This window comes from Hymenobacter persicinus (assembly GCF_004167665.1).
GTDB classification, from domain to species: Bacteria; Bacteroidota; Bacteroidia; order Cytophagales; family Hymenobacteraceae; genus Hymenobacter; species Hymenobacter persicinus.
Window position 1 is genome coordinate 1 of record NZ_SEWE01000021.1, and the last position, 22,035, is coordinate 22,035.

Below are 22,035 nucleotides of genomic sequence, written 5' to 3' on the forward strand. Positions count from 1 at the left end.
CGATATCACGGACCGCAAGCAGATGGAGCAGGATCTGCGTGCCAGCAAGGAGCTGCTCGAGGCCGTGTTCCACGCCACGCTCGACAGCGTGCAGGTGTTGCAGTGCGTACGCGACGCGGCGGGCGTTTTGCTCGACTTTGAGTGGCTACTGACCAACGAGGCGGCCCACCGCCTGCTCCAGCGCCTCGACGTGCGCGGACGCCGCCTGCTGGAGGAAGCCCCCGCCATGCGCACCAACGGCGTGCTGGAGCAGTTTCGCCGGGTAGTTGAGCAGCAGCAGCCCGTAAACTTTGAGCTGCTCTATCCCAAGGAAGGCCGCGAAACCTGGTACCATATTGCCGCCGCCCCCTTCGGCGACGGCTTGGTAGTGACCTGGCACGAAATAACGGCCCGCAAGCAGGCCACGGCCGAACTGCTGCACCTGCAGCGGGCCCAGCAGCAGGCGTTGTTCAACGCCGTGCTCGAAGCCCAGGAAACCGAGCGCCAGCGCATGGCCGACACCCTGCACAACGGCGTGGGGCAAACCCTGTACGCAGCCAAGCTGCAGGTCGACCAGCTGGGGGCCGGCCCCGAAACCCGGCTTCGGGCCAGCGCCCTGCTCACCGACGCCATCCGGCAGATCCGTACCCTTTCCCACGAGCTGACCCCGACCGTGCTGGTGGAGTTTGGGCTGGCCGCGGCCCTGTCCGACATCGGTCGGGCCTTCAGCAGCCGGGGGCTGCGGTTTCAGTGCTTCATCGACCTGGATGCGGAGCCGCCCCTGCCCCAACCGCTGGAGCTGGCCATTTACCGCATTGCCCAGGAGCTGGCTCAAAACGTGGTGAAGCACGCCCGCGCCAGTGAGGCCAGCCTGGCGGTGGAAACCGTACCCGGCTTTGTGCTGCTGCGGGTGGAAGACAACGGCGTCGGCTTTGCGTCTACCCCGGCCCCGGGCGCCGGCATCGGCCTGCGCACTATCCGCGACCGGGTAGCCCTGCTGGGTGGTACGATAGACGTGGGCTCCACCCCCGCCTTTGGTACTTACGTGCGCATCCGCTTTCCCACTCCGTCTGCTTCCGAGCAAGTTTAGCGGCCCACGGTTTTTTTGGAGTAGCCGGCAGCTCAATCGTTTGATTGCTAATCCTTAACCCTGAATCCGCACCGCCCTGAATGGGTGTTCCAGGGCGGGAGGGCGCAACCAAGCCCGGGGATTGTAGTTATACAGCCACACATCCGACTATACAAGCACTACGCATGGAATCACTCACCGGAAAAATTGCCTTGGTTACCGGGGCCGGCAAAGGCATCGGGCGCGCCATGGCGCTGGCCCTGGCCCAGGAAGGCGCCCACGTGGGCCTGCTGGCCCGCACCGCCAGCCAACTGGAATCGGTGGCCAAGGAAATTGAGGCCCTGGGCGGCCAGGCCGCCGTCGTGACGGCCGACGTAGCCGACCGCGCCGCCGTGGAAGCGGCCATCGACCAGGTCAAGCAGCAGCTCGGCCCCATCGACATTCTGATCAACAACGCTGGCATCGGCACCTTCGCCAAGCTCGTGGACATGCCCCCGGCCGAGTGGGAGCACATTGTGCAGGTGAACCTGATGGGAACCTACTACGCCACCCGCGCCGTGCTGCCCGATATGATTGCGCGCGAAACCGGCGACATCATCAACATTGCCTCCACCGCCGGACAGCGCGGCGCCGCCACCACCAGTGCCTATTCGGCTTCGAAGTTTGCCATTCTGGGCCTCACCGAGTCGTTGATGCAGGAGGTACGCAAGCACAACATCCGGGTGTCAGCCCTGACGCCGAGCACGGTGGCGACGGAGCTGGCCATCAGCAACAAGCTCACCGACGGCAACCCCGATAAGGTGATGCAGCCCGAGGACCTGGCCGAATTCATGATTGCCCAACTCAAGCTCAACCGCCGCATCTTTATCAAGGAAGCCGGCATGTGGAGCACGAATCCGTAGCGGCTACTCACTGCCCTTCAGCCCCAAAAAGCCCGTTGCCGGAATCCGGCAACGGGCTTTTTTGATAATCCCCAGCTGGCGTCAGGGGCTTTATTGTTCACTTTCCAGGGTCAGCTCGGCGGCCGTGCGGCGACCGTGGCGGCGGTCCAGCCAATCCATGACTGGCGTGGCCAGCACCCCGTGCACCGTGATGGAAAGCAGCATGGTGAAGCCCGCAATGGCCCAGATTTCGTCGGCCTGCGGGAAGTCGGCCTTGCCCAGAGCGTAGGCCAGGTAGAAGATGGAGCCGATGCCGCGGATGCCGAAAAAGGAAATCACGCCCCGCTCGGCCAAGGTCACCTTCCGGGTGCCCACCAGCGTGAGCAAGGCACCCAGCGGCCGCAGCACCAGCACCAGCAGCACGCCCAGCGCCGCTCCGGGCCCGGTAAGCGGCTTCAGCAGCCCGCTCATCAGCGCCCCGCCGAACAGAATCAGGATGACGACGATAAACAGCCGCTCCATCTGGTCAGTGAAGGCGTGCATCTGCTTGTGGTACTCGTGCGCCCGCTCGTAGCTGCGCAGGGTGAGGGCAGCAATAAAGACGGCCAGAAACCCGTAGCCGTGCAGCAGCTCGGTGACGCCGTAGGTAATCAGCGTCACGGCCAGCGACACGAAGCCGTAGGCCGCGGTTTTGATGCTCACGCGCTTGGGCAAGCTGAAAATCAGGTAGGCCAGCAGCTTGCCCGACAGCCAGCCCAGCATCAGGCCCGCGGCCACCCGGTAGAGCACGTCAATGAGCAGCCAGTGCCAGAGCCGGTCGGTGAGCGGCATGGCGGCGGGCAGCAAAGCCAGGGCCAGGTACACGAAGGGAAAGGCCAGCCCATCATTGAGCCCGGCCTCCCCGGTCAGGGCAAAGCGCACGTTGTCTTCGCGGCCCTCGCCGGGGTCCCCCACCTGCACGTCGCCGGCCAGCACGGGGTCGGTGGGCGCCAGCGAGGCGGCCAGCAGCAGGGCCGAGGCCGGGGCCAGCCCCACCACGCCCCAGGCCACCACGGCCAGCCCGCTGATGGTGAGCACCATCAGGATCAGCACCAGCCGCAGCGGATTTTGCCAGGTCCGGAACGAGAACTTGCGGTCAATCTTGAGGCCGGTGCCGGTGAGGGCCACGATAACGCACAGCTCGGACAAGTGAGTGACCAGCGTACCGTGCGCGGCGGGGTTGGCCGAGGGCAGGGCCAGCGGCAACGGCAGCGCGTATACGCCCATTCCCAGCAGAATGTAGAGAATCGGGTACGAGAGCGGGTATTTTTCCAGCAGGGAAGGCAGCCAGGCCACGCCCAGAATGGCCACGCCCAGCAGCATCACGGCAATATTGTAGAGCGACATACGCGGGAGAGAAGAATGGCGAGGTACCTGGATACGCAGCGGCGGCCAGCCCGACTAGAAAGCCGCGTCCCGAAACCCGATTTTTCAGGAGTGCGCTGGTCAGAATGGCTAGTGCAGGGGCCTCTTTTTCACCAGGCCGCCCTTGGTTTCGCGCACGCTGTGCATCACGATAAAGGCCTGCGGGTCAATCTTGTTGACTTCGTCGGTGAGCTTGGTCAGCTCCAGGCGGGTGGTAACCGTGAACAGGATATCGACGGCAGCCAGCTGGTGGCCGGTGGAGCCGAAGCCGCGCTTGCCGGCGTAGATGGTGGCCCCGCGGCCGAGCTGCTCGGTCACCATCTTGCGGATTTCCTCGCTGCGCCCCGACACGATGGTCACGCCGGTGTACTCCTCAATGCCCTCGATGATGAAGTCGATGGTTTTGGCCGCCGAGAGGTAGGCCAGAATCGAGTACAAAGCCGTTTCGACCGAGAGCAGCAGGGCCGCGGCCCCAAAAATCACCAGGTTGATGAGCAGAATCACGTCGCCGACCGAGAGCGGGGTTTTCTTGCTCAGGTACACGGCCAGCACCTCCGTGCCGTCGAGCACGGCCCCGCCGCGGACGGTGAGGCCGATGCCGGCCCCGAGGAAAAAGCCCCCGAAGACGGCAATCAGCAGCTTGTCCTGGGTGAGGGTGGGAAAGGAAATGACGAGCAGCACCAACGCCAGGGCCACAATGGCCAGCAGGGTTTTGAGAGCAAACCCGCGCCCGAGCTGGAAGTAGCCCAGAACGATGAAAGGCACGTTTATCACCACAATCAGCAGCGACAACGACACGTGGGTAAGCTGGCTGGTGAGCAGGGAAATACCGGTCACGCCGCCGTCAATGAATTCGTTGGGCAGCAGAAATCCCTTCAGACCCAGGGCCGCCGAAAACACGCCCAGCACGATAAAAATCAGCTGCCCGAGTTGGCGCCGAAACTGCCAGCCCGTGGGCAGTTGCTCGGCCCGGTCGAGGAACTCGGGGGAAGGAGAAAAAGCAGCCGGCCCGGCCGAAGCCACCGCGCGGCGCTTCTTTTCCAAGTGGTTGTGCATAATAAGTTGGGGAAGCAGCATAACGCTCACAATTGCCCGGCAGGCATCCGGGGCCGGCTTGGTTCACCCAACCGGCCCCACGCCCCTGCCCCGACCACTCTGCTGGCGGCCCGGGGTCCGGAAGTAGACAAACACGAAAAATTTCCCGCGGGGCTACGGCGCTTTCCAATTGGGAAAAGCGCAACGCAGCGGCGCGGCACACGAAGTTTCGGGCGTGCTAGGGAGCCTGGGGCGCCACGGAGGCGCGCAGGAGTCGGCGCTGGGCCAGGCTGGCACCGGCCGGCGTGGGCCGGGCCGGGGCCGTGTAAGCCGGCAGCGTAAGCCAGTGGGGGCGCAGCGGCAGCAGGGCAAAATCCAGGGGCAGGTGGGGCACCAGCGGGGCCAGCCCCGGCGCGACGGGTGCTACCGCTTCCCCGTTCAGCAACAGCGGCTCCCCGAGCAGGGCCGCCTGGCTAGCGCGGTGCAGGCCGGCGGGCCGCACCACCGTCCCGACCGGCGTTGCCCCCGCCCACTGCGGCGCACTCAGCAGCCACAGCAGCACCAGGGTCAGGAGGCTGCGGCGCAAAGGCGGGGCTATGACAACGGGTTGGGACAAGGCAAGGGGAACTGGTGAGCGGAGTTTCTACGTACGAGGGCTTCTTTACAACCAACGGCAGCGCAAAAGTATTCATCGGCGGCAGTATTCGCCCCCGCGGCCCGGCGACGGAACTCCGGCGGCCCCGGCAGCTGTTGCCCACCCGAAGCCCGCCGGCCGCCGGCTTACAGTCGACCTTTTGGCCCGCGCCTTCGTATACTGCTTACCACCACCTATCAACAAAAATGAAAACGCCTTTCAATCCTTTGCCCGAAGGCTTGAGCGAAGCAGAGGTTTCTGCCCGGCTCAAGCGGCAGCGGTGCGCCGAATGGGGCGTGGCCGTGGCGGCACTGGGCGGCAGTCCTCCCAGTTCCGAAATAATTGCTGAACTCCAACGCTACGTCGACGGCGAAATCACCCTCGCCGAGTTTGCCTTCGCCGATGACTTCCCCGCCTACCAGGCCGTCGTGACCCGGGAGCGGCTGGCGGCGTAGCGGCCACCACTGGTCTTTGTAATTTGTAAAAGGCCCCGCCGGAAATCCGGCGGGGCCTTTTTTGGTGGTTAACGGCTGGCCGCGGGGCCCGCCACTTACCGCCGGCGGGTGGCGGGCTTTTTCTCCGGGGCCTTCACCATCGTGCCAAAAGCGCCCTTTTTCTCAAACGACTGAATCACCTCGTCCTCGACCGGAGTGCGCTTCACGGCGGAGTTGTTCACCCAGAAGGCGGGGTCGTACTTCACGCTTTTGATGGCTTCCAGGTCGCGGTCCTGCACGCTCACGCGGGCGTAGGGCAGGCCCGTGGGCGTGGTGTTGGTGTCGTAGAAATAGGTGAACGAGGATACGCTCAGCGGGGCCACGGGCTTGCCGGGGGTAATCAGTTCGGAGTTGAGGTTCACCTTCATGTACTCGAGCGGGGCCGTGGGCGCTTCGGTGGCCTGAAACGCCATTTCGAGTTCCAGCTTGGTGTTGCGGAACTTCTGGTTGACGTTGTTGGTGCTGGCCGTGAAGTTGGGCGTACTCATGCGGTAGCGGACCACGCGGTAAGTATCGATGTCAATCCAGACGGTGCCCTGGGCGCGGTACTTGGTCAGCTCGGGGCGGGTTTCGAAGTCGATTTCAGCAATGCCGCCCTTGAGCGAGTCGGCGCCGGCCAGCACGCCCTTGAGCTCGAGCAGGTAGTTTTTGAACACGTTCGGGCTCAGCAGGGCCAGCGACTTGGCCGTATCGGCATTGGCGTCGTAGAGGCCGTAGGACTTGGTGTAGAGCGAGAAGTTGGCGAAGCTGGTGATGCTGGGCACGGCGGCGTAGCGCCCCTGGGCCATGGTGGTGCCCTCGATGCGGGCGTTACTGGACTTCACGTTCCAGACCACTTCCTGGAGCTCGGTGGGCTGGTTGGCAATGCGGGTAATCTGGCGGTAGAAAGCCTTGCCGAAGTACTTGCGGCCGTAGTTTTTCTCCATTTCCTGGTAGGCGTGATTCACCAGCTGGTAAGGGTAGCTGCCGACTTTCACCTCGGGCAATTCCACCACTGCCGAGGCCAGCGGAATGCGCAGCAGCTCGGCGTTGGAGGTCACCCGCAGCGTGTCGCGCAGGTGGCCCAGCTCGGAGAGAATCAGCGTGACGGGCAGCTTGGGCACGTTCAGCGAGAACTCGCCGTCGACGTTGGTGGTGGTGCCGATGGTGGTTTTGTTGACCGAGACGCTGGCGAAAGGCAGGGCCTCCTTGGTGTCTTTATCGATAATGGTGCCGCGCAGCTGCACCTGGGCCTGGGCGGCCTGGACGAGCAGCACCAGAGCCAGCAACAGGCTGAGGCGGCGCCAGGAAAACGGAAGGGAGGAAGGCAGGAAAGTCAAAGCAGCCAGGATTGAAGATGAGCAGATAACGCGGACTCCCGTAACGGAGCCCGCGCCCGGGTTTGTACACGCTGCACAAAAATAGCCAAATCCGGGCCAGGCGCGGAAAATGAGCTGGGCAGGCAACCGGTTTTCCACTGTTTTTGCTTTAGTATTGTGGTCGTTTTCTTACTTACCTCTCTATTTTTTTTACGTCCTATGCTGCTTCGTTACGCGGTCTGTGCTATTGCCTTATTTGCTAGCCAGCCACTTCTGGCCCAAACGGCTCCCACTCCCGCCAGCCGGTTTTACGTGGGCCTGCAGGCCGGCTTTCACCGCTATCTGATCGACTACCCTGGGCGCTACAATGAAATAACGGTGCTGCCGGCCCACTTGGTGGCAGGCTACCAGGCAATGCCCCGCTTGGCCCTGCAGCTGGGGGCCAGCTACCGCCACGAGCAGCACACCTACGGCTCAACGGCTTCGCCTCTGCCCGGGGAGCCCGGCCGGCGCATGGAAGAAGACCACTGGACCACCGACGTTCCGCTGTCGGTCCGCTACTCGCTTACCCGCCAGCCCGAAAAGCGCCTGCAGTTTGACCTTACCGGCGGTATCACCTTGGTGTACTCCCGCTGGCTCTCTCAGACCACGACCGGCAAGGATGGGGTCATTATCGGCTCTGAGCGCATCGACAGCAAGGTGATGGATCCTTACCTGACGGTTGGGGCCGGCCTGCGATACGGCTTCAGCCCGCGCCTGGCTCTCACCTTCGACGCGCAGGTAAACAAGCTCACTCTTACGGTCAGAACTGCGCCGGCCTTGGCCTTGCTACGCTACCCCTCGGTAGGCTTGGGCCTGCGCTACCGCTTGCGGTAAGCGGCACGGGCTATTAGTTGTTGAAAGCCTCCCAGGTTGGGAGGCTTTCTTTTTGGCCGCCGGGCAGACCCAACCGGCACCCCGGGTCCGGGCAGATTCCCCTAAATTAGCCGCTCAACTCCTACCTAACTGCCACCCCCCGCCTTTGTCCTGCTCCCGCTTCCTCTCGCTCCTGGTGCTGCTGCTGGTGCTGCTCAGCCCCGCCGACCTCGCGGCTCAACGTCGTAAAAAGTCGGTGGCCAAAAAGAAAACCACCCACGTCACCGCTGCCCGCCGCGCCAAAAGCCCGGCCCGGCGCCAGCCCAAGCTGAGTGCCGCCGCTCAGCGGGCAGCGCGGCGGCGCCAGGAAATTGCCGACTATCAGGAAGCCCAGGCCGCCAAACGCCGCGCCCAGGCCCGCGCCGCCGCCAGCCGGCCGGTTGCAGCCCCTACCACTCCCGCCGAAGCTGCCGCAGTTCGGCCGGCCGCGGGCAAAGCCGTTGCCGCCAAAACCCGTGGCACCCTGCCCGTACCTTTCGCCGCTCAGGCCGCCGGCTCCCGCTGGGTTGATTCGGTGATGAGCACGCTCACGCCCGACCAGCGCGTGGCCCAGCTGTTTATGGTGGCCGCCTACTCTAACCGCCAGCGCATCGACGAGGATTCGATTTCTACCTTGATTCAGCAGTACGGCATCGGCGGCATGGTCTTTTTCCAGGGCGGACCGGTGCGCCAGAGCAAGCTGCTCAACCGCTACCAGAGCCAGAGCAAAGTGCCGCTGCTGGTGGCCATGGATGCCGAGTGGGGCGTGGGCATGCGCCTCGACAGCGTGCAGCGCTTTCCCTACCAGATGAGCATGGGCGGGGTGCGCGACAACCAGCTCGTGTACGACATGGGCGAGGAGGTGGCCGCGCAGTTTAAGCGCCTGGGCATGCACGTCAACTTCGCCCCGGTGGTCGACGTGAACAACAACGCCGCCAACCCCGTCATCGGCTTCCGCAGCTGGGGTGAGAACCGCGAGAACGTGACCGAGAAAAGCTACCTCTACATGAAGGGCATGCAGGACCACGGCGTGCTGGCCGTGGCCAAGCACTTTCCCGGCCACGGCGACACCGACACCGACTCCCACCTGGCCCTGCCCCTGCTGCGCATCGACCGGAAGCGGATTGACACGCTCGAGCTGTTTCCGTTCCGGGATTTGATGCGCCGCGGTCTGGGCGGCATGATGGTGGCCCACCTCAACATTCCGGCCCTCGACACCACGGGCATGCCCTCTACCCTCTCCAAGCCTATCGTGACGGGGCTGCTGAAGCAGAAATTCGGCTTCCAGGGCGTCATCTTCACCGACGCCATGAACATGAAGGGCGTCATCAGCAAGTACCCACCCGGCGACGCCGACGTGCGGGCGCTGCTGGCCGGCAACGACGTACTGGAATTTTCGAAAAACATTCCGCTGGCCATCCGCATGGTGCGCGCGGCCATCAACCAGGGCCAGATTTCGCAGGAGGAAATTGACCGCCGCTGCCGCAAGGTGCTGGCCCTGAAACAGTGGGCGGGCCTGAATAAATACCGGCCCATCGACCTGCGCAACCTCACCGCCGACCTGAACACGCCCCACGCCCAGGCCCTGAGCCACCGGCTGGCCGAACTGAGCGTGACGCTGCTGCGCAACCAGAAAAATCTGCTGCCCCTGCAGCGCCTCGACACGCTGCGCCTGGCCACGCTCACCATCGGCACCAAGGACACCACCGACTTCCAGCGCATGGTGGCCGACTACGCCCCGGCCGATAACTACTGGCTGTCGGCCACGGCCACGCTGGACGAGCTGGCCCGGATGCGCGAAACGCTGAAGCGCTACAACATGGTGCTGGTGGGCCTTAATAACCTGGGCCGCCTGCCCGCCACGGCCTTCGGCGTGACGCCCGAAACCAACCTGCTGCTGCGCGAAATAACCGGCCCCAAGCAGCGCGTGGTCGTCAGCGTGTTCGGCAACGCCTACGCCGTGGCGAAAGTGCGCGACCTGGACCGCGCCGACGCGGTGCTACTGGCCTACCAGGAAAGCAAGAACGTGCAGGAAGTGACGGCTGAAATTATCTTCGGCGGCCTCGGCGCCACCGGCCAGCTGCCCGTCACGGTCACCGACAAGTACGCCCGCGGCTACGGCCTGACCACCCGGGGCGGCCTGCGGCTGCGCTACGGCTTCCCCGAGGACGTGGAGATGAACGACAACCTCGAAGCCCGCGTCGACTCCATTATGAACGGGGCACTGGCGGCCCGGGCTTTCCCCGGCGGCGAGGTGCTCATTGCCCGCCGCGGCACGGTGGTCTTGCGCAAAAGCTACGGCACCCACTCCTTCGCCGACGCGCCCGCCCAGGCCGGCCGGCCTAGCCGCCCGGTCCGCAACACCGACCTCTACGACCTGGCCTCCGTAACCAAAACCACCGCCGCGCTGCCCGCCCTGATGAAGCTCCAGGACGAGGGTAAGTTCAACCCCGACATGACCCTGGGCCAGCTGTTTCCCGAGTTCAAGGGCACCAACAAGCAGGACCTCAAGCTGCGCGACGTGCTCACCCACCAGGCCCGGCTGAAGGCCTGGATTCCGTTCTGGCGCGACTACACCAAGCCCCGGGGAATTTTCAACGCCCTGCTCGGCAAAAGCCCGGAAGCCCAGGCCGTGCCCACCAACCAGCCCCTGGAGCTGAGCCGCCGCTTTTTCCGCCCCGACTCCTCAGCCCGCTTCCCCCTGTCGGCCGGCCCGCGCCTGTGGGCCCGGAAGGATTTCCCGGCGCGCATCACCAAGGCCATTGCCGAGTCGCCGCTGAATGAGAAGCCCGGCTACGTGTACTCCGACCTGTCGTTTATTATGTATCCGCAGTTCGTTCAACGCGCCAGCGGCCAGCCCCTGGATCAGTTCGTAACCCGGGAAATCTACCGGCCGCTGGGCGCTACCACCCTGGGCTTCAACCCCACCCGCCGCTTCCCGCTCAGCCGCATTGCCCCCACCGAGTACGACTCGCTGTTCCGCCACGGCCAGCTCCACGGCACGGTTCACGACGAGGGCGCGGCCCTGCTCGGCGGCCTTTCTGGCCACGCGGGCCTGTTCGGCAACGCCAACGACCTGGCCAAGCTCGTGCAGCTCTACGCCTGGAAAGGTCAGTACGGTGGCCAGCAGCTGCTCAAGGCCGAAACCCTGGCCGAGTACACCAAGTGCCAGTTCTGCCCCGACAACCGCCGCGCCCTGGGCTTCGACCGGCCCGCCACGAATCCGGCCGTCAACTCGGCGAAAAGTGCTTCCCCGCTCAGCTACGGGCACACCGGCTTCACCGGCACCTACTTCTGGGTCGACCCCAAGGAAGACCTGATCTGCATCGTGCTGACCAACCGCGTGAACCCCAGCCGGCGCAACAACAAGATTTCCGAGCTCAACGTGCGCACCGGCGTGCTGCAGGTGGCCCTGGAAAGCGTCCGACAACCCCACCGCCAGGCCGTCGAAACCAGCGTTGAGGAATAGCAATACAGTCAAGCCGTCCCGGAGCATTTCGGGGCGGCTTTTTTCATTATCCCGGAGGCGGGCCAGTTTTACTTTACGCTGGTATCTGCTAGATTTCCAGCCCACTGCCGAGCTTGTCAACGCGCTAACCCGGAGAACCGTAGTAGCTTACGGTCCCGGCCGGCCTGGACCTGCCGCACGGCACATAGCTTATCCCAGTTGCCTGTCGGTCTTTTCTGCTTAGCCAACCTACCTTCTCTACCTATGCCCAATTCTACTTCCTATTCCCTTTCCCTGGCTTTGCTCGGCCTGCTGCTGCCGGTGGCGGCCGGGGCGCAGTCTGCCACGGTGCTCAGCACCCTGCCCAGCCGCCACGCCAACAACGCCGTCCGCACCGCGCCGGTGACCATCACGTTTTCGCGGGCCGTACCGGCGGCGGCCGCCGCCAACATCAAGCTGTTTGGCAACCAGCAGCGAGGCCAGCGGGCCGTTGCGGTCAGCGGCGGGGGCACGGCCACCATCAGCCTGCAGCCGGCCCAGCCGTTTTCCCCGGGCGAGAAAGTGAGCGTAACCATTCCGGCATCGGTGGCTAGTCCGCCCCGGGTGTTCGGGTTTACAGCCGCCGCGGGCCCGGCCCTGGCCACGTTCGGTGCGCCCGTCACGCTGGGTCCGCCACCCGGCAACCAGCCCGCGGCCGTCGTGGCCGGCGACGTTGACAACGACGGCGACCTGGACCTGGTGGTGGGCGAATTTCAGGGCTCCCAGGCCCGGATCTGCCTCAACAACGGCGCGGGGCAGTTTACAGCCCAGCCCCTCACGGTGAGCATTGCCGCCTTTCCCCGCCGCATGTACCTGACCGACGTCACCGGCGACGGCAACCTGGATTTGCTCGTCACGACGGCCAACGGCAGCGACGCCACGCTGGCGCTGGGCACGGGGCAGGGCACGTTTTCGGGCCGGCAAAACCTGAGCAACAACTTTTTCCCGGAAGCCGCTACCGCCGACTTCAACGCCGACGGCATTCAGGACATCGTACTGGCTTCCAGCAACCTGCTGTTTTTACCGGGGGCGCCAGCGGGGCTCGGCTCAGGCCGGCCCAGCCCGCTGACCCTGACGGTCCGCGCTCTGGCGGCGGCCGACATGGATGAGGACGGGGACCAGGACCTGCTCATCCTGACCGAAGACCGGCTGCACGTGTACCTCAACGACGGCACCGGGCAGTTCAGCGCCGGCAGCAGCACCGCAGTTAACATCTTCGCCCAATCATTGGTGGTGGCTGACTTCAACAACGACGGCCACATGGACGCGGCCTGCTCCAGCGCCCTGACGGCCAACGTGAGCCTAGTGCTGGGTACGGGCACGGGGGGCCTGCAGCCCTTCCGCAACGTGGCCGCCCTGAGCCGCACCTACCACGTGGGCACTGGCGACCTGGACGGGGACGGAGACCAGGACCTGCTGGTTACCAACGACCGGGGCATCACCCAGATTCTGCTCAACGACGGACAGGCCAACTTCGCCTCGGCCAATGCCGTGCTCATCGGCTTCGAATCGTTTACGATGGCCGCCGCCGCCGACCTCAATGGCGACAACGCCCTGGACGTGTACACGGGCCACCAGACTTCGAACCCCTCCATGCCCCACGGCATCGACGTGTTTTTCAACCAGCTACGGCCCCAGAGCCTGCGCGGTGGCCGCAGCTCGTTGCCCCTGGCCTTGTATCCCAACCCCGCCCACGACCAGGTAACGCTCCAACTGCCGCCCGCCAGCGGGGTCGTGACGGTGGAAGTGCTCAATGTGCTGGGCCAGGCGGTGGCCGCTCCCACCGTGGGGCGCCCGGCCGCTGATGGCACGCTGTCGGTAGCGTTGCAGAACCTGGCGCCCGGCGTGTACGCCGTGCGCGTGAGGGCCGGCGACGCCTCCACCACCCAGCGGCTCGTGGTGGAATAGCGGCGCTTGTCAACTGACTCTTTCTTTTGCCCCGGCCGGGTTACGGCCGGGGTATTTTTTTGGTGAACTCACTCCGATAACCGTAGATTACTTCCCAGCTCTGCCCACTGCCAACTTCCCCGCCCATGTTAGGATTGATGATGAACGAGCCCCTGCGCATTGCCGGGCTTATCGAGCACGCCGCCAAGTGGCACGGCGACACCGAAATCGTGTCGCGCCTGACCGAGGGCGGAATTCACCGCTACACCTACCAGCAGGCGCACCAGCGGGCCAAACAGCTGGCCAACGCCCTGACGGCCCTGGGCGTGCAGAACGGGGACCGAATCGGGACGCTGGCCTGGAACAACCACCGCCATTTCGAGCTCTACTACGGCATTTCCGGCCTGGGCGCGGTGTGCCACACCATCAATCCGCGCCTGTTTGCCGAGCAGCTGGTTTACATCATCAACCACGCCGAAGACCGCCTCGTGTTCTTCGACCTGACCTTCCTGCCGCTGGTCGAAAAGCTGGCCCCGCTCTGCCCCAAGGTCGAAACCTGGGTGCTGCTCACCGACCGCGCCCACATGCCCGACCCCCAGGACGCCACCAGCCCCGCCCATCCCGACCTGCGCTGCTACGAGGATTTGCTGGCCGCCCACAGCGCCGACTTCGAGTGGCCCACCTTCGACGAAGACACGGCTTCCTCGCTCTGCTACACCTCCGGCACCACCGACCAGCCCAAGGGCGTGCTGTACTCCCACCGCTCCACGCTGCTGCACAGCTACGCCGCCGGCCTCCCCGACTGCTTCAACTGCGCGGCCACCGACGTGATTCTGCCCGTGGTGCCCATGTTTCACGTCAACGCTTGGGGCATTCCGTACCTAGCCCCCATGATTGGCTGCAAGCTGGTGCTGCCCGGCCCCGGCCTCGACGCGGCCAGTTTGTTTGAGCTGTTTGAGAACGAGCGGGTGACCTTCAGCGCCGGCGTGCCCACCATCTGGTTTGGGCTGCTCACGTTTATGCGGGAGAAAAAAGCGCGCTTCAGCACCCTGCACAAGATGATTGTGGGCGGGGCCAGCTGCCCGCCGGCCCTGCTCCGGGCCTTCGACGAGGAGCTAGGCGTACAGATTCGTCACGCCTGGGGCATGAGCGAAACCTCCCCGCTGGGCACGGTCAACACGCTTAAGCCCAACCAGCTGCACCTGAGCCCCGACGAGCAGTTTGCCGTCGGCACCAAGCAGGGTCGCGCCATCTTCGGCATCGACCTGAAAATCGTGGACGGCGACGACCGGGAGCTGCCCCACGACGGCGTAGCCTTCGGCGACCTGCTCGTGCGCGGTCCGTTCGTGGCCGGGGCTTACTACAACTCCGACAACCGCAGCCAGTTCACCGCCGACGGCTGGTTCCGCACCGGCGACGTGGCCACGATTGACGCGGAAGGCTTCATGAACATCACTGACCGCTCGAAGGACGTTATCAAGTCGGGTGGGGAGTGGATTTCCAGCATCGACCTCGAAAACCTGGCCGTAGCCCACCCGGCCGTGGCCGAAGCGGCCGTTATCGGCGTGCCCCACCCCAAGTGGAGTGAGCGGCCCTTGCTGGTGGTGGTGCGCAAGCCGGACGCTGAAGTCAGCTCAGAAGAGCTGCTGGCCTTTTTCGAGGGTAAGGTGGCGCGCTGGTGGACGCCGGAAGCAGTGGAGTTCGTGGATCAGCTACCCCACACGGCCACCGGCAAGCTGCTCAAAACCAGGCTGCGCCAGGATTTCGCCGGCTACGAGTTTCCCGCTTCAACCTAGATTTTCAGGAAAATGCGGCGGCGGTACAAGAGCCAGGCCACCAGCCCCCAGATGGCCGTGTAGGCCACGGCGTAGAACAGCGAGGCCAGCTCGGGCACGGCGAAGTGCGGGGCCACGAAGTGCTCGAAGAGGTAGGTTCGCAGCGCCAGGGGCTCCCCGGTGGCGGTGGTTTCCGCGACTTTGGTCTTGGACAGCAGCCGCTCCCCCAGCTCCGACAGCGCGTAAACGGTAATGGCGTTGGTACCAAATACCAGCGGCAGCGTGAAACCCCGGCGCCAGCCCTGCACGTCGCAGAGCCAGTAGAGCGCACCCAGCGTGGCCGCGGCAATGCCACCGGTATAGAGCACGTAGGAGCTGGTCCAGAGCTGCTTGTTCAAGGGAAACCACCCGCTCCAGATCAGACCCAGTACAATCAGCCCAAAGCCGGCCACCAGCAGCCAGGCCACTTTCGTGGGCGCGTCCACGCTGGGGCGGCGCAGCCACTGGCCCGCCAGCAGCCCCAATACGCCCGTGCCGATGGCCGGCAGCGTGCCCAGCAAACTTTCCGGGTCCCAGCCGTCCCAGTCGATGAGCAGGTGGTGGCGGGTGAAGACGAGCCGGTCGAGCCAGGCGCCAAGGTTGTGCACCGGGTCCAGGTTGGCGGGCCCATAGCCGGGCACGGGTACCAGTTGGAGCAGTACGCTGTAGCCAATGAGCAGCGCCGCCAGCACCGCCAGCTGCCGGCGCCAGTCGGTTTTGAGAAACAGCGCCGCGCAGGCCAACGACACGAGGCCGATGCGCTGCAGCACGCCCGGACTCCGGAAAGACGTGAAGTAAAAGCGCGGCACCAGGTCGATGAACATACCCAGCAGCAGCAGAATCAGGGTGCGCCGCAGGGCCTTGCGCAGGGCCGGGCCGTGCTGGGCCGGGTCGAGGCGGGCCCGGCCCAGGGCAAACGACAACGACACTCCGACGATAAACAGAAAGCAGGGGAAGACCAGGTCGGCCAGGTGGAAGCCGTGCCAGTCGGCGTGGGTGAGCGGGGTGAAATAAGCGTAGGAGCCGGGAAAGTTGACCAGCATCATGGCCATCACCGTCAGCCCGCGAAACACGTCCAGGGACACGAGGCGCAGCGGCGGGGTGGCCGCGGCCGGCGCAGGGGCGGCCGCAAGGGCCGGAATCGGAGAAATAGAGTGCACGAAGAATCGGAAGGTAAGACTTGGGAAAAGATAGACGCAGGCAGCGAGGTTGGGTGGCGGGCAGTTGCTAGGCCGAACTCAGACCTTGATGATGATGCGGCGGTTGTACATCACCCAGAGCACGCCCAGCCAGATCAGTACGCACGTCAGGGCCCCGGCCAGGGAGGCATTGCGCGGGTCGGTGAAGAGGGGCACGAACAGGGATTCGTAGAGCACCTGCTTCACGCTCACGGCCGCCTGCCCCCGGAACGGGACTTTCCAGCTGTTGAGGCCGCGGGCCACCAGCCCGGACAGGAAAAACACGGTAATGGCATTCACGCCGTAGACTAGAAATGGCTTGGTCCCGCGCCGCCAGCCCTGCACGTCGCAAAGCCAGTACAAAGCCGCCAGCGTGGCCGCGGCAATGCCGCCGGTGTAAAGCACGTAGGAGCTCGTCCACAGGCTTTTGTTGATGGGAAACCAGCTGTGCCACCCCAGCCCCAGCACGATGGCGGCGCCCCCGGCCAGCAGCAGCCACACTACTTTCGTGGCCGCGTCTACGCCCGCACGGCGCAGCCACTGGCCCGTCAGCAGCCCCAGTAGGCCGGTGCCAATGGCGGGCAGTGTGCCCAGCAGCCCTTCCGGGTCCCAGGTGCGGCTCTGCTTCCAGAGGTGATTTTCACCGAACACGAGCCGGTCGAGCCAGGCGCCGAAGTTGGTGGCAGGTTCCAGGTTGGCGGCCCCGAAACCGGGCACGGGCACCCCTTGCAGCAGCACGCTGTAGAGCACCAGCGCCCCGGCTAGCAGCCCGACCTGGGTGCGCCAGCCGGTTTTGACGAAGAGGACGGCGCAGGCCAGAAACACCCAAGAGATGCGCACCAGCACGCCCGGAATCCGCACCGTACTCAGGTCCCACTGCAGGAAGATGGCCCCGAAAAAGCCGAGCCCGAACAGAATGGCCGAGCGGCGCAGCACCCGCAGCAGCAGGGCCCCATGCCGGGCCGGGTCGCGCCGGGCTGAGTCCAGAGCGTAGACGATGCTCACGCCGACGATGAACAGAAAGAAGGGGAAAATCAGGTCCGTGGGCGTGCAGCCATTCCACTCGGCGTGCTCCAGCGGCGGGTAGATGTGGCCCCAGTCGCCGGGGTTGTTGACCAGGATCATGGCCATGACGGTGAGCCCGCGGAACACGTCGAGCGACAACAGCCGGCCGGGCTGGGAGGCTTCCGCCAGCGGCAGAGCCCCGGTGGTTTCGACGGCGGCCTGGGTGGTAGTTTGCATGAGGACAGCAGCTGGGTTTGCCGCTCAGACGACGGCGGGTAGTGCAAAATAGCGTTTTTAGCCGCTTCCAACGCCAAGCGCCGCCGGCGGCCAGCCCGAAAGGGAGCGGCAACCGACGGCGCAGGACAAGCGAATCCGCTTTTCTCCCGGCTAGTTCGCCGGGTCCGGGGGCGTGGCGGGGTTGTTTTCGCGCTCCGTGCGCGGATACGGGTAGAAGTTGCGGTTGCGCTCCGCCCCGGTAGTGCCCGGGCCGGGCCGGCCGAAGCGGCGGCTGTCGGCGAGGCGGAAGCCCTGGAAGGCCAGCTCAATGTTGCGGTTGCGCAGAATTTCGAGCAGAATGGCGTCGGCCGTCTGCGGCCCCGAGTAGGCCGGCAGACCCGCGCCCAGGCCGTAGAGGTCGGTGGCCGGCGTTTTGGTCAGCACTTTGTTGAGCTCCGTGACGGCGTTGGGCAAGTCGCCTTTGCGGGCGTAGGCTTCGGCCCGGATCAGTAGCATCTCCCCGGGCACGTACACCGGAATGGGCGCGTCGTTGGCGGTGTAGAAGCCCAGGCCGCGGTTTTGGGTGGGCGCGGGCGCCGTCCGAACCAGAAACGGCAGGCGCCGGTCGGCGGAGTTCGGGGCCAGCACCCCGCTCAGGCCCAGGTTGGCGTCGGTGGGCTCAAAGATGTTGCGGTTGCCGAATACGACGTCGAACAGCGGGTTGCGGGCGTTGTTGTCGAAGTTAAACACCGAGCGTTTGGTCAGGTCCACGCGGCCGGCGGCAGCCAGGGCTTTATCGTAGTCGCCGAGTTCGAGGCTGTAGCGGGCAATGAGAGCCTGTATGGTGTTAGGCAGGTCGATGCCGGGGATAATTTTGGCGTTGAAGTCGGCCGAAACGGGGGCGGCGGCCAGGGCAGCAGCGGCGGCTTCGAGCTGGGCGACGGCGCTGCGCAGGGCATCCTGCCGGGGCACGAAGGGCGCAATTTCCTGCACTACCACCGGTGTCTGCTCAAAGTACTGGGCCAGCGTACCCAGGGCCAGGGCCCGGAAAATGCTGGCGTAGGCCACGATGCCGCTGCGGGTGCCGGGTTCGGCGCCATTGCCCGCGTTGGCCAGCACCAGGTCAGCATTGGCCTTTACGAGCTGGCACTGGGTCCAGAGGTTGCGCACTACGCCGTTGCTGTTGTTCACGTTGGCCCCGCCGAGCTTGATGTTGTTTTCCTCGGTATTGCCCTGGTTGAGCACGATAAACTCGTTGGCGCTGAGCCCGCCCAGGGCCACGGTGTTGTAGAGCACGCTGAGCAGGCCGCCGGTAGTGTAGCGGGCCTGCAGGCCGTTGCAGAGAATAATCAGCCCGTCGGAGGAGGTGGCCACCTGATCCTGGCTGGCGGTGCTGGGATTCAGGTAATCTTTGTTGCAGCTGCCGAGCGTAAGCCCCAGCGCGGCCGCGAGGAGAAGGATTTTCTTCATGATGACGGAAGGCTAGGGCTAGAAAGTTGCCGTGAGTTTGAGCTGGTAGGTGCGCGGCACGGGCACGTTGCCGAAGTCGATGGCGCGCAGCAGGTCGGAGGAGCCGCCGGCGCTGGTTTCGGGGTCGAAGCCGTTGTAGCTGTCCCAGGAGTACAGGTTGCGGCCCACCAACGCCAGGTCCAGGGCCGTGATAAATTTGGTGAACGTGGGCAGCCCGTAGTTCAGGCTCACCTCGCGCAGCTTCACGAAGGAGCCGTCGTCGATGCGGAATTCCTGGGTGTTGTAGATGGCGAAAATCGAGCCCCGCGGGATTTCGCCGCGCAGCTCCTGCTCGGCCAGGTCGCCGAGGCCCACGCCCTGGCGGGTGCGCAGGTCGGCGTTGAACACGTCCACGCCCTGCACCGCGTCGAGCAGTACCCGCAAACCCAGCTTCTTATAAGTAAGGTTGGTGCTGAACGAGCCGGTCCACTTCGGGTTGGGGTTGCCGATGATGACGTTGGCCACGGCCGTGCCGGGGCCGTAGCTGGGCTGGCCGTCGGCCCCGCGCGAGGGCACGTAGAACACCGAGCCCACGGCCTGCCCGCTGGTGCGCTCATCCTGGCGGAAGCCCTGGGGCGTGAGCAGGTAGGAGCCGTCGGGGTTGCGGGCGTAGGCCGAGCCGTAGAACACGCCCGCGGGCTGCCCAGCCAGCAGGTACACCGGGGCGCCGGCCACGTTGTCGACGGCAATGGCCTGGGTGGCCCCGCCGAGGCCGGGCAGGTCGAGCACCTTGTTGCGGTTGCGGTTGTAGAGGAAGGTCACGTCCCAGCTGAAGTCGGCCGTCTTGACGGGCACAGCGGTCAGCTGCAGCTCCAAGCCCTTGTTTTCCATGCTGCCCACGTTGTTCACAATCAGGGAGCCGCCGGTGGTGGGGGCTAGGTTGCGGCGCACCACCAGGTCCTTGATTTTCTGGTAGTAGGCCGTGACGCCCAGCGTGAGCCGGTCGCGCAGGAAGCCCAGGTCGGCGCCGCCCTCAATTTCGCGCAGACGCTCGGGCTTCACCTCGGGGTTAGCAAACTGCCCGCCGGGTACAATGGCGTTGCGGGGGAAAACCACCGGGTTAAACGCGTAATACCGGTCGTAGGAGCCGATGCCGGTCAGGTTGCCCGCGTCGCCGTAGCTGGCCCGCAGCTTCAGGGTGCTGAAGGTTGTGGCGAAGCCGGCATTCTTCCACCCGTCCAGGTCCGACACCACCACCGAGGCGCTGACCTTGGGGTAAATCTGGTTCGTCTGCGAAGCCGAGAACTTCGACGACCGGTCCCGGCGCACGGCCCCGGTCAAAAAGGCCAGGTTGCGGAAGCCGATGGTGGCTTGGCCGTAGTAGCCGCTCAGGTTGTAGCGGTCCAGCGAGAAGTCGGAAGTGACAGTGCTGCTGGCCGCCCCGCGGATGGTGGTGATGAACGGGGCCAGGTTCTGCCCCTGCTGGGTGGCGTATTCCTGCTGGGCAAACTGGTAGCTGTAGCCGGCCCGCAGGTTCAGCTTCAGGTCTTCGGTCAGGGCATATTCGTAGCCCAGGTTGAGGTCGGAGTTGAGCTGGAGCACGGCGTTGCTGCCGTTGGCAGCGTAGCCGAAGGGGTAGCGCGCGGCCGGCAGCCCCGCCGTGGCCTGGTACGGATACGGCCGAATAAAGCTCTGCCCCACCTGAGAATAGGCGTCGACGCCCAGAATGTAGTCGAGCGAGAAGCCCTTGAACGGGGTCAGATTCACCTGCACGTCGCTGATGGTGCGGTTGACGCCCTGGGTGAATTTCATGTCCTCAATGGTCGAGAGCGGGTTGACGCGGGTGGGCTCCACGGCCAGCAGGTTGCCGGCCGCGTCGCGCTGGTTGAGGTCGTAGATGTTGTTGGTGATGTTGACGGCGTTGATGGGGCTGTAAAACACGTTGCCGTTGGCCTTCTCGTTGGAGAAGCTGTTGATGTAGCTCGTGCCCACCGTCACCTTGGCCCAGTCGGTCAGGCGCTGATCCACCCGGGCCCGCACGTTGTAGCGCGTGAAGTCGGTGCCCCGGATGATGCCCTGGTTTTTGAGGTAGCCCAACGACACGAAGTACTGGGTCCGCTCCGAGCCGCCCGAGATGGACACGCCGTTGTCGGTGCCGTAGCCGGTGCGGAAAATCTGGTCGAAGTAGTTGTAGCGGGGCACGTCGACAAGGTTGGAGGCCAGTTGAGTGACGGTATTGGCCCGGTTGATACCGACGGTCGTGACGCCAGGGTTGGCCGCCAGCTGGGCCGCCGTGGGCGCCCCGATGGTGTAGAGGCGCAACGCGGCGAAGCCAAACTGCTTGCCGTAGGTGTTCACCGGTACCGACTTGCGTAGCTCGTTGATACTAAAGCTGGTGTAAACCGACACCCGCGGGGCCCCGCTCTTGCCGCGCTTGGTGGTGATGAGCACCACGCCGTTGGCAGCCCGGGAGCCGTAGATGGCCGCCGCCGCCGCCCCGTTGATGACGTTCAGGCTCTCGATGTCGTTGGGGTTGAGGTCGGCGAGGCGGTTCTGGCCGGGGTTGGCCACCCCCACGTCATTGCTCACCGCCAGCTGCGACACGTTGGTGCTCACGTTGCTCACAATCACGCCGTCGATGACGTAGAGCGGGTCGGAAGGGCCGGCCAGGGAGTGAATGCCACGCAGCCGGATGGAAATGGAGCCGGCCGGGTCGCCGGAGTTCTGCACAATCTGGGCGCCCGGCACCCGGCCCTGCAGGGAGTTGAGCACCCCGCCCGACCCGCTGCGGGTCAGTTCCTGCCCGTTAATCGTGTTGATGGCGTTGCCCAGCTCCCGGCGGCTCACGCTCACCGTCGAGCCGATTACCACCACGTCGTCCAGGGTTTGCACGGCTTCGCTCAGCGTCACGTCGGCCGTCACGGTCGGGCTGGCACCCAGCGTGAGGCTGCGGGTCTGGGCTTTGTAGCCGATGGCGGTGAAAGTGAGCGTGTAGGTACCGGGCGCCACCCGCACGGGCAATGAGTAGGTGCCGTCAGCGGCGGTGGCGGTGCCGAGCGTGGTGCCGCCGAGCAGCACCGTGGTGCCGGGCAGCCCCTGCCCCCGCCCGTCCGTGACGCGCCCCTGCAGGGTGTAGGGCTGGGTGTCGCCGGTCTGGGCCAGCGCCCGGAAGCTGAGCAGAATGCCAAATAGCAACTGGCTAAGCCCGAAGGTCAGCCTCGCAAACAAGTAAGGGTTTCGCATATCGGAGAGGGAAAAAAGAGGTGAGAGAAAGCCAAAATCCGCACTTAATATATAATATAAATTATATA

General features: G+C 65.0%; 15 protein-coding genes. 7 read left to right on the top strand and 8 right to left on the bottom strand.

Annotation, left to right across the window (positions count from 1 at the left end; all coding sequences use genetic code 11):
* Positions 1-1,069 (top strand): PAS domain-containing sensor histidine kinase (locus EWM57_RS11315; protein ID WP_129921259.1); only part of this gene is annotated, 1,069 nt, incomplete at its 5' end.
* Positions 1,070-1,233: 164 nt separating this feature from the next.
* Positions 1,234-1,950, top strand: coding sequence for a 3-ketoacyl-ACP reductase (locus EWM57_RS11320; protein ID WP_129921260.1), 717 nt, complete (start codon positions 1,234-1,236; stop codon positions 1,948-1,950).
* 90 nt (positions 1,951-2,040) lie between these two features.
* On the opposite strand, the gene EWM57_RS11325 is transcribed toward EWM57_RS11320, so the two are convergent.
* The 3 genes from EWM57_RS11325 to EWM57_RS11335 all read right to left on the bottom strand — a co-directional run bounded on the left by EWM57_RS11325 (position 2,041) and on the right by EWM57_RS11335 (position 4,954).
* Positions 2,041-3,315 carry a cation:proton antiporter gene (locus EWM57_RS11325; RefSeq protein ID WP_129921261.1) on the bottom strand — a complete coding sequence of 425 codons (1,275 nt, stop codon included), beginning with the start codon at positions 3,313-3,315 and terminating at the stop codon, positions 2,041-2,043.
* A gap of 108 nt (positions 3,316-3,423) precedes the next feature.
* Positions 3,424-4,410 carry a YitT family protein gene (locus EWM57_RS11330; protein WP_129921262.1) on the bottom strand — a complete coding sequence of 329 codons (987 nt, stop codon included), beginning with the start codon at positions 4,408-4,410 and terminating at the stop codon, positions 3,424-3,426.
* Between the two features lie 196 nt (positions 4,411-4,606).
* Entirely contained in the window at positions 4,607-4,954 is a 348-nt protein-coding gene (locus tag EWM57_RS11335; protein WP_129921263.1) for a hypothetical protein, read from the bottom strand.
* A gap of 254 nt (positions 4,955-5,208) precedes the next feature.
* On the opposite strand from EWM57_RS11335, the gene EWM57_RS11340 reads away from it, so the two are divergent.
* The gene (locus EWM57_RS11340; RefSeq protein ID WP_129921264.1) at positions 5,209-5,457 is read left to right on the top strand and encodes an antitoxin VbhA family protein; all 249 of its coding nucleotides are present in this window, start codon (positions 5,209-5,211) and stop codon (positions 5,455-5,457) included.
* A gap of 95 nt (positions 5,458-5,552) precedes the next feature.
* Here the strand turns inward: EWM57_RS11340 and EWM57_RS11345 are convergent, their stop codons facing one another.
* Entirely contained in the window at positions 5,553-6,815 is a 1,263-nt protein-coding gene (locus tag EWM57_RS11345; RefSeq protein ID WP_165370493.1) for a carboxypeptidase-like regulatory domain-containing protein, read from the bottom strand.
* Positions 6,816-7,013: 198 nt separating this feature from the next.
* Between EWM57_RS11345 and EWM57_RS11350 the strand changes: the two genes are divergently transcribed.
* From EWM57_RS11350 to EWM57_RS11365, 4 genes are all read left to right on the top strand, one after another.
* On the top strand, positions 7,014-7,670 hold the full coding sequence (locus tag EWM57_RS11350) for an outer membrane beta-barrel protein (protein ID WP_129921266.1): 657 nt from the start codon (positions 7,014-7,016) through the stop codon (positions 7,668-7,670).
* A 145-nt stretch (positions 7,671-7,815) separates the two neighbouring features.
* Entirely contained in the window at positions 7,816-11,157 is a 3,342-nt protein-coding gene (locus EWM57_RS11355) for a glycoside hydrolase family 3 N-terminal domain-containing protein (RefSeq protein WP_242510049.1), read from the top strand.
* 243 nt (positions 11,158-11,400) lie between these two features.
* Entirely contained in the window at positions 11,401-13,083 is a 1,683-nt protein-coding gene (locus EWM57_RS11360; RefSeq protein ID WP_129921267.1) for an FG-GAP-like repeat-containing protein, read from the top strand.
* Between the two features lie 125 nt (positions 13,084-13,208).
* Positions 13,209-14,858 carry a 3-(methylthio)propionyl-CoA ligase gene (locus EWM57_RS11365; RefSeq protein ID WP_129921268.1) on the top strand — a complete coding sequence of 550 codons (1,650 nt, stop codon included), beginning with the start codon at positions 13,209-13,211 and terminating at the stop codon, positions 14,856-14,858.
* Here the strand turns inward: EWM57_RS11365 and EWM57_RS11370 are convergent.
* The 4 genes from EWM57_RS11370 to EWM57_RS11385 all read right to left on the bottom strand — a co-directional run bounded on the left by EWM57_RS11370 (position 14,855) and on the right by EWM57_RS11385 (position 21,967).
* A complete protein-coding gene (locus EWM57_RS11370; RefSeq protein ID WP_242510050.1) occupies positions 14,855-16,036 on the bottom strand; it encodes an acyltransferase family protein in 1,182 nt (393 codons plus the stop codon). The genes EWM57_RS11365 and EWM57_RS11370 overlap by 4 nt on opposite strands.
* A gap of 78 nt (positions 16,037-16,114) precedes the next feature.
* Complete coding sequence (locus EWM57_RS11375) at positions 16,115-17,296, bottom strand: acyltransferase family protein (RefSeq protein WP_129921269.1); 1,182 nt, start codon at positions 17,294-17,296, stop codon at positions 16,115-16,117.
* Between the two features lie 150 nt (positions 17,297-17,446).
* A complete protein-coding gene (locus EWM57_RS11380) occupies positions 17,447-18,745 on the bottom strand; it encodes a RagB/SusD family nutrient uptake outer membrane protein (RefSeq protein ID WP_129921270.1) in 1,299 nt (432 codons plus the stop codon).
* A gap of 18 nt (positions 18,746-18,763) precedes the next feature.
* A complete protein-coding gene (locus tag EWM57_RS11385) occupies positions 18,764-21,967 on the bottom strand; it encodes a SusC/RagA family TonB-linked outer membrane protein (protein ID WP_129921271.1) in 3,204 nt (1,067 codons plus the stop codon).
* Positions 21,968-22,035: the final 68 nt, after the last annotated feature.